The sequence below is a fragment of the Granulicella pectinivorans genome, from assembly GCF_900114625.1.
Lineage (GTDB): Bacteria > Acidobacteriota > Terriglobia > Terriglobales > Acidobacteriaceae > Edaphobacter > Edaphobacter pectinivorans.
In genome coordinates this window covers 674837-687336 of record NZ_FOZL01000001.1, presented here as the reverse complement: position 1 = coordinate 687336, position 12500 = coordinate 674837, and the positions used below count along the sequence as shown (strand labels likewise).

General features: G+C 60.6%; 10 protein-coding genes. 7 read left to right on the top strand and 3 right to left on the bottom strand.

The annotated features are described in order from the left end of the window. The first annotated feature begins 1 nt into the window (after window position 1). Window positions 2–382, top strand: coding sequence for an RNA-binding S4 domain-containing protein (locus BM400_RS02665; RefSeq protein WP_089836383.1), 381 nt, complete (start codon window positions 2–4; stop codon window positions 380–382). 106 nt (window positions 383–488) lie between these two features. On the opposite strand, the gene BM400_RS02660 is transcribed toward BM400_RS02665, so the two are convergent. Next, entirely contained in the window at window positions 489–1703 is a 1215-nt protein-coding gene (locus BM400_RS02660) for a multidrug effflux MFS transporter (RefSeq protein WP_089836381.1), read from the bottom strand. Between the two features lie 51 nt (window positions 1704–1754). On the opposite strand from BM400_RS02660, the gene BM400_RS02655 reads away from it, so the two are divergent. The 3 genes from BM400_RS02655 (at window position 1755) to BM400_RS02645 (ending at window position 6810) form a co-directional block, all read left to right on the top strand. Further along, window positions 1755–2132, top strand: coding sequence for a DUF3455 domain-containing protein (locus BM400_RS02655; protein WP_089836379.1), 378 nt, complete (start codon window positions 1755–1757; stop codon window positions 2130–2132). Next, window positions 2120–3337: a threonine ammonia-lyase gene (locus BM400_RS02650; RefSeq protein WP_217644071.1), complete on the top strand. Its 1218-nt coding sequence runs from the start codon at window positions 2120–2122 to the stop codon at window positions 3335–3337. The genes BM400_RS02655 and BM400_RS02650 overlap by 13 nt, the downstream gene beginning before the upstream one ends. 272 nt (window positions 3338–3609) lie before the next feature. Continuing rightward, window positions 3610–6810 carry a TonB-dependent receptor gene (locus BM400_RS02645; RefSeq protein WP_175528832.1) on the top strand — a complete coding sequence of 1067 codons (3201 nt, stop codon included), beginning with the start codon at window positions 3610–3612 and terminating at the stop codon, window positions 6808–6810. A gap of 115 nt (window positions 6811–6925) precedes the next feature. Here the strand turns inward: BM400_RS02645 and BM400_RS02640 are convergent, their stop codons facing one another. Then, window positions 6926–7393, bottom strand: a complete 468-nt coding sequence (locus BM400_RS02640; protein WP_089836375.1) for a DUF4826 family protein — start codon at window positions 7391–7393, stop codon at window positions 6926–6928. A 181-nt stretch (window positions 7394–7574) separates the two neighbouring features. On the opposite strand from BM400_RS02640, the gene BM400_RS02635 reads away from it, so the two are divergent. Next, window positions 7575–8189: a hypothetical protein gene (locus BM400_RS02635; protein ID WP_175528831.1), complete on the top strand. Its 615-nt coding sequence runs from the start codon at window positions 7575–7577 to the stop codon at window positions 8187–8189. Window positions 8190–8306: 117 nt separating this feature from the next. Continuing rightward, entirely contained in the window at window positions 8307–9290 is a 984-nt protein-coding gene (locus tag BM400_RS02630; RefSeq protein ID WP_175528830.1) for a phospholipase D family protein, read from the top strand. A gap of 167 nt (window positions 9291–9457) precedes the next feature. On the opposite strand, the gene BM400_RS02625 is transcribed toward BM400_RS02630, so the two are convergent. Beyond that, on the bottom strand, window positions 9458–10804 hold the full coding sequence (locus tag BM400_RS02625; RefSeq protein ID WP_089836369.1) for a GGDEF domain-containing protein: 1347 nt from the start codon (window positions 10802–10804) through the stop codon (window positions 9458–9460). Between the two features lie 465 nt (window positions 10805–11269). Between BM400_RS02625 and BM400_RS02620 the strand changes: the two genes are divergently transcribed. Beyond that, a complete protein-coding gene (locus tag BM400_RS02620) occupies window positions 11270–12358 on the top strand; it encodes a D-alanine--D-alanine ligase family protein (protein WP_245781643.1) in 1089 nt (362 codons plus the stop codon). Window positions 12359–12500: the final 142 nt, after the last annotated feature.

Below are 12500 nucleotides of genomic sequence, written 5' to 3'. Positions count from 1 at the left end.
CATGCGTATCGATAAGTGGCTCTGGGCCGCTCGCTTCTTCAAAACCCGTGGACTCGCCTCCGACGCCTGCGACCTCAACCGCATCGACGTCAACGGAGCTCGCGCCAAGGCCTCCCGCGAGCTCAAGCCCGGCAACATGCTCGTCATCCGCAACGAGGCCGGCGAGTTCAACGTGGAAGTCCTAGCCCTCTCCGAGATCCGCGGCCCCGCCACCGTAGCCGCCACCCTCTACCGTGAGACCGACGAGAGCAAGGAACTCCGCGCCAAGGTCTCCGAAGAAAGAAAGATGATGCTGGCTGGAGGAGGCGTCACCGAAGGACGCCCCACCAAGCAGGATCGCCGCAACATCAACAAACTCCGCGGCCGCGTCCATCGTTTCTAGCCTTTAATGACCTGTGCTTCTAGGTAGCCCAAGGCTTCTGTCTTGGGTCTCACAGGATCGCCAAGGAACGGGCTTTAGCCACTGGGGTACGCCTTCCTATCCACGCCTACCCCTTCACCGCCACCGGAATCCGCTTCGTCTGCGTCATCGCATACAGCCCCAGCGCCGCGATCGCCAGCAGCGCCATCGTCCCTGCCGTAGCGATCGCCGGATTCACCCCCGGTCGTGCACATCCCCAAGCAAGCAGCCCGCTAGCCCCCGACCCGAACAACATCTGAATACACCGAATCGCCCCGGATCCCGCCCCCGCCACATGCGGAATCGGCTCCAGCGACCCCAGCATCAGCGAAGGAGCCATAAATCCGAACGCCACCATCATCAACATCGTCGGAGCCACGAACATCACCGGTCGCGCCAGCCCCGCCACCTGCAGCCCAAACAACACCAGCCCCCCGGCGCACATCATCACCAGACCCACCCGGAGAAACATCCGCAGCGGAAGCCGCTTCCGCGCCAGCAGACCGCTCGAAAGCGCCCCCACAATCTGGCACGCCGAGATCGCCCCGAAGATCAGCGTATAGATATGCTGCGGCACGCCCATCTGGTCCATAAACACAACCGGCGAAGCCGAAACATACGAGAAAATACACGCATACGTGCACGCATAGATCGTGGCATGCACCACGAAAATCGGCTCCTTCAACAGCAGTCCATAGTTCGTCAGCAGAGCCCGCGCCGGCAGCGCCTGCCGCCTCTCCCCCGGATGCGTCTCCCCAAAGAACAGGCTCACCGCCAGCAGAATCCCCAGCGCCAGCCCCGCCTGCACCGCATAGATCACCCGCCAAGGCGCCACCAGCAACACCCACGATCCCATCACCGGCGCAAACACCGGCACCACCCCCAGAATCGTCGTCATCTGCGACATCGCCTGCCGCGCCGCATGCCCGGAAAGCGAGTCCCGGATAATCGCCATCGGCAGCGCCACACACACACCCGCCGAAGCCCCCTGCAGCACCCGAAACAGCAGCAGCGTAGCGAAGTTCGGCACCACCGTGCACCCCAGCGCCGAGGCCGCAAACACCGCCAGACCACCCAGCAGCACCGGCCTCCGCCCAAACCGGTCCGAAACCGGCCCACCCACCAGCGGAGTAAACGCAAAACCTGCCAGAAACACCGCCAGCGTCAGCGACCCGCGTCCTGGCAGCAGATGAAACTGCGCCTCGATCACCGGCATCGCCGGAAGCCCCATATCGATAGCCAGCGAAGTAAGCGCGGAGATCGCCGCAAGCAGTAAAGAGAACCCGATGGAGTGCTTTTTCATCCTCTTCTAGGGTGACACGTCCGCGCGCTCCTGTGCGGTACAGTTGACGTCATGATCCTCCCCAAGGCGATCCTACTCGTCGGTCTGTCCGCCATCGCGGCCGCGCAGACCGACTCCACCACCCCTCCTCCCAGCACCAAACCCCTCCTCACGCTCCGCGGCGAAGGAGTCCAGATCTATACCTGCAAGCAGACCCCCACCGGCCCTGCCTGGGTCTTCACCGCCCCCCAGGCGAAGCTCTTCGAAGGCCTCGCAGAACGGGGCACCCACGCCGCCGGTCCCAACTGGACCGTCTCGGTTATCGAGTCTGGTACGACGAAGATCTCCCCGAATGGATTGCCGCCGAGCAGAAGCGCCGCAAGTTTCTCGAGAAGATCTATGACTAGCCGCGTCCCCATCCGCGATACCCTATTCAGATGGCTACGATGATCACCCTCGCCGACATACAAGCCGCCCGCGAGCGCATACAGTCCTCCGTCTATCTCTCCCCCTGCCCCCACTCGGTCATGCTCTCGAGCCTCACCGGCCAGGAGATTTACCTCAAGCTCGAAAACCTCCAGATGACTGGTTCCTTCAAGGAGCGCGGAGCCCTCAACCGTATTGCTCTCCTCACCCCGGAGGAAGCTTCCCGCGGAGTAGTAGCGGCCAGCGCCGGCAACCATGCCCAGGGCGTCTCCTACCACGCTACCGCCCGCGGCATCCGAGCCATCATCGTCATGCCGCTGCCCACGCCTCTGGTCAAGGTCACCGCCACCCGCCAATTCGGCGCCGAGGTTATCCTCCACGGAGCCAACTACGATGAGGCCTACGCCGAAGCCCGCCGCCTCTGCTCCGAAGCCAACATGACCTTCATCCACGCCTTCGACGACCCCGCCGTCATGGCCGGACAGGGCACCATCGGCCTCGAACTCCTCGAGCAGATCCCCCAGCTCGAAGCCGTCGTCGTCCCCATCGGTGGGGGTGGCCTCATCGGAGGCATCGCCTGCGCCGTCAAGGAGACGCGCCCCGACATCCGCGTCATCGGCGTCCAGACCTCGCGCCTGCCGTCGATGGCTACCGCCCTCCGCGAGGGACATCCCACCACCATCGACGCCGCCACCACCATCGCCGACGGCATCGCCGTCCGCCGCGCCGGAGACCACACCTTCCCCGTCGTCGAAAAGTACGTCGACGAGATCGTGACGGTCGACGAAGACGAGATCTCCTCCGCCATCCTCATGCTGCTGGAGCGCGAAAAGACCCTCGCCGAAGGTGCCGGAGCCACGGCCCTCGCCGCCCTCCTGCAACACCGCACCAGCCTCAAGTCCAAGCACACCGCGGTCCTCGTCTGCGGCGGCAACATCGACGTCACGCTCCTCGCCCGTATCATCGAGCGCGGCCTCGTGCAGGATGGCCGCCTCATCATGCTCCGCATCCACCTGCTGGACAAGCCCGGAGCCCTCGCCGACCTCACCAGGCTCATCGCGAAGCACCGCGCCAACATCGTTAACACCCTCTACAACCGCGCCTACTACGGCGTAAACCTCGGCGACACGGTCATCGACATCACCATGGAAACCCGCGGCCGTCTCCAGGTCGAGGAGCTCCTCGACGCCCTCACCGCAGAGGGCTACCGCCACAGCCGCGTCCTCTAAAGGAGTCCAAGCCTCATCCTTTCCCTCGTATCGAAAGGGTCGGGCTTCGACTATCCCCATGCTCGCAGCAGCGGCTGACGAGCAGCCGCGTCCGATAGGCACAGTCCCTCTTGAGGTGGGCGTTCATCTCCACCTTTATGTCGATGCGGTACCACCTGTTCACCGGGTAAAGTCCTCTCTACTCAAACTTTCCGGAAAACAGGTTGTTCATGAAACGCATGGTGTTGTGTTTAGGGGTTGTGGCTGTCTTTGCACTCGCGGCTACTGTTGTCATGGCGCAAAGCGCAACCGCATCGTTACGAGGCGTCGTCACAGACGCCACCAACGCCATCGTCCCCGGCGCGGACGTCGTGGTCACCTCCACCGACACGGCACAGAGGCACGAGGGGCACGCGGACAGTCATGGTGAGTTCTCCTTCCAGGAGCTCTTTATCGGCGACTATCGGGTCGAGGTGCGCTCGCCCGGATTCGCCACCTGGGTCAACTCCCGCATTCATCTCGACGTCGGCAACCAGTCGCAAATCGCCGTGCAGCTCGCCCTGGCATCCTCGCAGCAGACCATCGAGGTCTCCGCGCAGGCCACGCGTCTCCAAACCAACGAAATCGCCCAGGGTGCAGTCGTCAGCGAGAAGGAGATTGCTGCGCTGCCGCTCAGCAGCCGCAACTTCGCGCAACTCGGCATCCTGCAGCCCGGCGTCCGGCCTGCCTCAGCCAGCCTGACGGTCATGGGTGGCTTTCGCCGCGCAGGCCAGAACTATGAGGTCAACGGCCAGCGTCCGGAGTCCAACAACTTCCTCGTGGACGGCATGCGCGACATCAATCGCATGGACGGCGGCTACGCCTTCCGCCCGCCCGCCGACGCCATCGCCGAGTTCCGCATTCTCACCGCCACCGCGCCCGCCGAGTTCGGCGGAACCAGCGGCGGCATCACCACCATCGTGACCCGCTCCGGCACCAACAAGCTCCACGGCACCCTGTACGACTTCGTGCGCAACGACGCACTCAACGCCAACAACTACTTCGCCCCCCGCAAGGAGCGGCTCAGGCAGAACCAGTTCGGCCTCACGGCCGGCGGCCCCATCGTCCCCCGCCACGCCTACTTCTTCACCTACTACGAGGGCATACGCAACGCGCAGGACGTCACCCACGGCGTGGTCGTCCCCACATTGGCCGAGCGCGCCGGTGACTTCTCCGCCGACGCTCCCATCCTCGCCAACGCTACCCGCACGCCCTACGGCAACAACATCGCCGGCCTCATCAACCCCATCACCGCAAAGTACCTCGCCTACTACCCCCTCCCCAACACAGCGCAGAACCCAAACCTCGCCCAGACCACCAACCTCGGCCACTACAGCAGCGATCAGGGCGGCATCAAGGCGGACTGGCTTCTCCGCGACGCGGACACCATCAGCGCCCGTTACAACTACTCCACCAACCAGACCCTGAGCCCCTACTCGGAACTCGGCGCCGACGTCCCCGGCTTCCCCGTGGGCTACTTCACCAACACCCATCTCGCGGGCCTCACCGAGACCCATACCTTCTCCGCGAAGACCGTCATGACGGCTAACGTCAGCTTCTTTCAGAACCACGTCCTTCTGGACAAGCGCTTCTCCGGCCTCTCTCCCCAGTCCTTCGGCTTTGGCTACGCCTCCACGCGCGCCGAAGCCACAGGCGCCCCGCTCATCCAGTTGCAGGGCTACTCCAACGTCGGGGACCCCATCATCAACCCCCGCGACTCCGTCGAGAACAACTACTCCGTCAGCGCGAATGTCTCGCACACGCAGGGCAAGCACGTCACCAGCTTTGGCGCGCAGTTCCGCCGCATCCAGTTGAACGGCTACCAGGCCAACTTCGCCTCCGGCACCTTTTCCTTCACCGTCCAGGGACTCACCAATAACTCGCTGGCGAACTTCGAACTCGGCCGCCCCGACATCTTCACCCAGGCCGGCGGCGACTTCAACCGCAATCTCCGCGGCTGGGAGCTCGGCGCCTACGCGCAGGACGAGTTCCGCGTCAGCCCCCGCTTCACCCTCAACTACGGCGTCCGCTACGAGATCACCACACCCTTCAAAGATCTTCAAAACCGCCTCATGGCCTTCACCCCCGGCCAGCAGTCCACACTCCACCCCAACGCTCCCGCCGGCCTTCTGTTCCCCGGAGACCCCGGCGTCGCCGACGGCATCACGCCCATCTTCTTCAAAGACTTCGCACCCCGCGTCGGCTTCGCCTGGGACACCCGCGGCAACAGCCAGACCGTCGTCCGTGCCGCCTACGGCATCTTCTACGACCCCCTCCTCAATGGCGTCGGCATGCCCTTCCGAGCCGCCACCTCGGCACTCCCCAGCGTCGTCATCCGTACCCTCACCGGCACCATCAACTACGCCAACCCCACCGCCGCCATCGCCAACCCCTTCACCTCCGGCCAGTTCGCCCTGCCCGCCTCCACCTTCACGCTCGACCGCAAGCTCATCCCCCCCTACACCCAGGACTGGAACGTCACCATCGACCAGAGTCTGCATGGCCAGATCCTGTCCATCGGATACATCGGCGCCAAGGGCACCCGTCTTCCGCGCCTCATCGAAGCCAACCCGGCCATCTACCAACCCGGCGCAACCCTCGCCAACTCCGGACGCCGCCGCCTCTACTCCGGCTGCACCCTCACCACCGGAACCTGCTCGCTCGGAACCGCCGGCCTCGTCGTGGGCAACGCAAACTCCAGCTTCCACTCCGGACAGGTCTCGCTCACGCGCCGCGGCACGCCATCGCTCAACTACACCCTGGCCTACACCTTCTCCAAGGACCTCGACTACACCTCCAGCCTCCACATGTCCGGCCCCGCCCCCTGGCTCATGCTCGGCGAACTCGATATCCCCCAGAACAACCAGAACCTCAAAGGCGAATACGGACGCTCCCTCTTCGACTCGCGACACCGCTTCGCCGCCAGCGTCATCTATACCGTTCCCTTCGCCCACCACCTCCAGGGCTTCTCCCGCACGCTCCTCGACGGATGGCAAGCCAGCGGCCTCCTGGCCCTCAACTCCAACACCCCGTTCACCGTCTATGACTCGGCCAACGTCTCCCTGCAGGCGCCGCACCCCGGCGTCTCCGGCATGTTCGGAGACCGCCCCAACGTCGTCGGCAATCCCAACAAGGGAGCGCCCCACACGGTCAATCAGTGGGTCTCCCGTTCGGCCTTCCAGCGTCTCGATCCCGTCGCCAACGCCGGGCAGTTCGGCAACGAAAGCCGCAACAGCATCGACGGTCCAGCCTTCGGCAGCCTCGACGCCGCCGTCGACAAGAGCTTCCCCCTCAGCGAATCGACCAGGCTGCTCTTCCGCGCAGAGGCCTTCAACGTAACCAACCACACCAACTTCATCGTGCCCATCAACGACATCAACTCGCCGGTCTTCGGCCAGATCGTAGAAGCCCAGTCTCCCCGCGTCCTCCAGTTTGCATTGAAGCTGCAACGCTGACGGCTATTCCAGAAATGCACCGACGAAGAAGACATCCACGCGAAGTTGCAACGCCGCGTCGACGTCACAATAAACACGCTTCTCGTCAGTTTTGCATTGCTGACGAGAAGCCGACTTATGAGGACTGATCTATAAAGCGACCGTCGTTGTCCCACATAGCATCGTCGTCAGCGAATCGACGAAGAATCTCGGAGCGCTTTTCTAAGTTGGGCAGCAGTTCCGAACTCATCTCAGGAGGACCGATGCTTATCGAAGGGTGGGGTGTCCCGTCCCGCATATGAGATGCGACATCTTCCCAAGTTTCTGCAAACGCTCGAAGCGCTTGCCTCGGATGCTTCGCCGACGAGGCTGAGATGTAGTCCGTTGGAAGATCTCCGGAGATAACCCACCACCCAACAGCTCCGGGCGTTTTCAAGCTTTCGACGGCCCAGATAGAGATATAGGGTGCAACATGCCATGCAGGCCATGAGCCGATTTCACCATGCACGAGACCTTCTTTGTGCAGATACACGGTCGTTTCTTCACGGCGTTGATTGCACCACTGCTCCTCAACACCTGGGTCATCCCAGTCCACAGTATCCATAGTTGGATTATCGCTGAGGCGTTAGCGGGCATTAGTCCTCATAAACGCTATTGGAGGAACTTGGCTCGGCTGCCCAAGAGCGAGAGCTTACCGACGACAAGCCGACTTCCCGATACCGATGCGATCCCAAAACGTAACTGGGACATGATGCATCTACGATCCATTGAAATACACTGGGTTCGTGTCGCCAGTCGAACAGCCAACCCGCCTCACCTCCGCCGCTACGGATATGTATATGGCGTCGAGTCTGCTCGCGTTGAGCCTTGGCGTGCTGTCTTGGGATCAGTATCTTCTTCGATTGCAGTTCGTCAGAGAGAACGCTGAATCAGATTCACTCCAGGCTGATACGGTGCGCCGACTTCTTGGTTGGCAAAAGTTTGAGCCCGAAGAGGAATGGCCGTTTGGTGAGCGGGAGCAAACGGACGTTGACGGTGCTTCGTCGTCAGGCACTCAGGATCCTTCGCCACGGGACGACGATACGACAGTTCTTCATTTCACCGCTAAGAATATTGGTCTATCGAATTGGCTCTTTCACAAGGGCGATGATGACTTTTTCCCATCTATCCCCCACGGACACCGTATCTCTGGGCGACCGAGCAAGTTGGACGCTTATCGGGGCTGGATTTATCAGAAGGATACGCAAGTGGGTCGCGAGCCTCGCGGGAAGATCGTGGCGCTTTGGAATGATGAGAAGTTCAGGGCGTTTGCCACCGCCGCAATCACCAACTATGCACTGAAATTTCCGCGTTACCATTGGCGCGGCCACAATCCCATGCGTCTGCCCCGTAGGCGGTAAATGTGTCCGGATCGGTGCCGAGAAACGCCGTTCTCGCCACGAGCTCGATCCATTCCGACAAGCCGACTTATGCGGAGTAATCTATGCGCTTAGTCGATAATGGTTCCACGGAGAGACATGGCTACCGTTTTGATTGAGATCCCAGGCGGTCGGGACCGGCAACACCGGGCTACCCTTCGTCGGGCAATAGAAAAAGTCGATGGTCCGGTACGCATAGCGAGCGCGTATGTCACCGATACTGCGCTCCTGTCAGGCTTGAAGGGGCGGGATCTGCGCCTGCTAACTCACATATCAAGGCGAGACATCGTTTCTGGAGCAACGAGACCGGAGTCCCTGATTGAGTTGATCAATGCCGGTGTGCTGTGCCGTTATCTCATTGAAGAGCCCAAACTGCACGCCAAGGTATACATATTCGGTCTTGAGGATGCTGTCGTTACTTCCGCAAATCTTACCAATAAGGCCCTAAACGAAAATTTAGAGGTAGGCGTTCGCTTGTCCGGGGTTGACATAACGGAACTAGTCACTTGGTTCGACATGTTGTGGAACATAGCAGAGGAGTTGGATTCTGAACTGGCAGCAGTTTGGCTGAAAGAAACTGAAGAAGAACGTAATCAGTTTTCGAGCCTAGAGAAAGCCAACAATAAGCGGCCGAAACTTTCTACGCGAAAGACTAAAAACTTGGAGCACTTTTTGGAAGGAACTGGTCGGGTCTTCGTGTGCAACACAAACCGGAAAAGCTCACTCAACGATGAGAAGAGCATGCATGATCGGGGCTACGCCACCGCGTGGGAAAAGTTCAATTATCCGACACACATGAATCGTGTTGAAGCGGGAGACACGATCTATATGTATGCGAAGCGGAAAGGCATCGTTGGTGTTGGAAGAGCGAAGGGCCCGGTCGAAAAGTTCGAATCAGGTGCTCGCAACAGAGTCGTGGCTGAGGGAAAACGTGAGTGGAGAATACCAACGGAATGGCTGGCGTGGAACGGTGATCGCCCTTTCCGATGGAACAGCCCAAACGCTACATTTTTTGATATTAGTGCTGCGAAATATGACAGTTTACGTAAAGGATTGAAAAAACACTTTTCGGAAATCCGGTAGTCAGCATTACTCCCGATAAACGCCGTTCTCGTCACCACAACTAACGAGACAAAAGCTCTCGGAATTCGTCACTCTCACTAAAGCAAGTGAAAAGACCAAAAAGCCGTTGCCTGTTCTTATCCGTCTTTCATCCATCGAATCCTGGTTACGCCTTACTTTCCACCCACCTACCGCAAAGCCTCACCCGCATACCCCTGCTCCAGAAAAGCATCTCCATCCAGCATCGGAAACGGGATCGAAGGTACAGGCACCGTGGGAGCCGTCTCCCCATGCACCGCCAGCCGCCCGCCACCCCGCCGCTTCGCCTGGTACATCGCATCGTCCGCCGCCTTGCGCAGCGCCGCTAGATTCAGCGTCTCCGGAGTAGCCACCGCAATCCCGATCGACAGCGTCACCGGAACCGCATGCCCATGCACGGACAGCGGCACCGAAGCCGCCGACATCATCGCCTGCGCGATAAACCGCAGATGATGCTCGTCATGCTCTCCCACCAGAATCGCCGTGAACTCATCGCCACCCGTACGCGCCAGCGTATCCCGCGGCCCGATATGCCACGCCAGCCGCACCGACAGCGCCTTCAACAACTCATCCCCCACCGGATGACCCAGCGTATCGTTCACCGTCTTGAAGTTGTCCACATCGATCACCAGGCAAGCCAGCGGATTCCCATGCAGACTCGTATTCGCCAGCGCCCGCGCAAAACGGTCTTCAAAGTGCCGCGTATTCGCCAGCCCGGTCAAAGGATCGGCCAGTGCCAGCCTCTCCGTCCTGCCCACATGCTCTTCCAGAAGCGTCAGAATCATCCCGTACGCCACGCAGTACTGCGGCAGCGAAAGCAGGATCGGATCCACCACGATCGGCGTCTGCAGATGCGCCAGCCCCCACGCCAGCGGATAGGAAAGACCCCACCCCACAAAGCCCGCCGCCGCAACCGGCACCCCGCGCGTCACGCGCAGCGCGCCCGCATAGTACAGATACGCCGCCGACACGAACACGGCACACAGCGTGGCGGTCAGCACAGCCTCCGCATTCAGACGCGCCGCCGAGAAACTGAACACACCCAGCACCGCGAAGCCCCCCGACAGCACCACATACGTCTGCGTCCTGTGCAGCGGCCGCACCAGCATGTGGACGAGCGGAACGAAACAAAGCAGCGCCGCCCCCGCCCGCACCCCGTACGAAGACACCGAAAACACGAACAGCGCCGCCTGCGAAAGAACCGGAAGCCCCAGCTCGATCAGAAACAGAAACCCACGCGTCGAAAGCGGAGCATTGCCCGCAGCCCGGATAAAGCACAGCGCGCACAGCTCCATGCACCACAGAGCGGCCAGATGCGCCAGCTTGTTGTGCGGCGGATAGTCGTCGCTGAACAGCAGCGCCAGGTTCCGCAGCAGGAGAAACGTCCATCCCAGCAGCCACACCCGCGCATGCGGACCCGCACGCCTGGCCAGGGGCCAGAACGACCCGATAAAGGTCATCAAAGCGAACGTATTGGCAAGAACGACGCGATTCACGAGAGGATCCCTTTTGCAGCACAAAAAATACGCTCCACCACGCGCAGCGACGAGGGAGAGGTGGCTTGATCTGGGGAGAGAAAGGCGAAGGCAAAACAGGAAGAAGCTCGCGGGTGTAGTCCCCACGTTGACCTCAGGTGAGGTTTGAAGCCCCACCCTGGCTGGATAAGATATTATCTCGGATGGTCTCGCGTGGGTGACCAAAGTTTGATTCCAGCGGGCTCTTGTTCCCAAATGGAAAACAAAATGCGTCTTGCTTCATCGGCAACAAAATCCATCCCATTCACCACAGCCTGTCCACATTTTCCATGCGTTTTCCCACGTTCTACGCTCCCGAAAATCGCTGGTAAGAACCCGGCAAAAACGCGTCGAACCCCATAAAAGTCCGAAATCCACCACAAACCCCATGATGATCACGATGGTTCCACCGCTCCCCTCCCCATCGGAATGGCGGATACTGGAAAAGTGAAGAAAAGACTAAGAATTGGCATACTCTTTGGCGGCCGCTCCGGCGAACACGAGGTCTCCCTGCGCTCCGGAGCCTCCATCCTCAAGGCAATCGACCGCCGCAAATACGAAATCGTCCCCCTAGGCATCACCCAGGAGGGCCGCTGGCTTGGTGCGGAGACCTCGCAGGCGCTTCTAAGTCTATCGCAATCAACGGCTTTGACGCTCTCCGCCGGAGCCGAGATGGAGCCTTCTTCGCTCGCCCAGACCATCGATCTCGTCTTCCCGGTCCTGCATGGCACGTTCGGAGAAGACGGCACGATTCAGGGGCTTTTAGAGCTCGCGGACATCCCCTACGTGGGGTCGGGTGTGCTTGGCTCGGCGGCCGGGATGGACAAGGATGTGATGAAAAAGCTCTTTGCTTTCAGCGGCTTACCGCAGACGCCGCACGTCACGCTGCTGCGCTCGGAGTGGAAGGCCGACCCGAAGAAATGCCAGCGGACCATTGAAAAAACACTTCAATATCCGCTGTTTGTGAAGCCGGCGAATCTGGGTTCGAGCGTGGGGATTTCGAAGGTGCATGACCGCTCGGAACTGAAGCAGGCAATGGACTTAGCCGCGTCCTTCGATCGCAAGCTGGTGATTGAGCAAGGTGTCGGCGGGCCCGGCGTGAAGCCGCGCGAGCTGGAGGTGGCGGTGCTCGGAAATGACGATCCAGAAGCCTCTGTAGTCGGGGAAATCGTTCCAAACAAAGAGTTTTACGACTATGAGAGCAAGTATGCGGATTCGCCGGACGATCCTTCGATTCCGATCATTCCGGCGGAGATAAGTGCCTCTCAATCCAAGCAGATACGGGCGATGGCGATCAAGGCGTTTCGGGCCTGCGATTGTTCGGGGCTGGCACGCGTGGACTTCCTGATGACGCCGGGGAAGAATCCGCAAATCTATCTGAATGAGATCAACACGATGCCCGGGTTCACGTCTATCTCTATGTATCCAAAGCTCTGGGCGGCTTCGGGCCTGCCTTACAAGAAGCTGATCGACCGTCTGATTGAGCTCGCCATGGAGCGCCGCGAGGAGAAGATCCAGACCACTTTCACGCGATGAACGTGCTGATTTTGCATGGTAAAACGTGGAGAAATGTATGGAAAGTGTGGCCAGAATCCCGCACACTTCCTGATCGTCACCGCGCTGTTTCGATGGGGTGAACTTAACGAAGAACCGGTTACCTTGTGAGGGGTAACCGGTT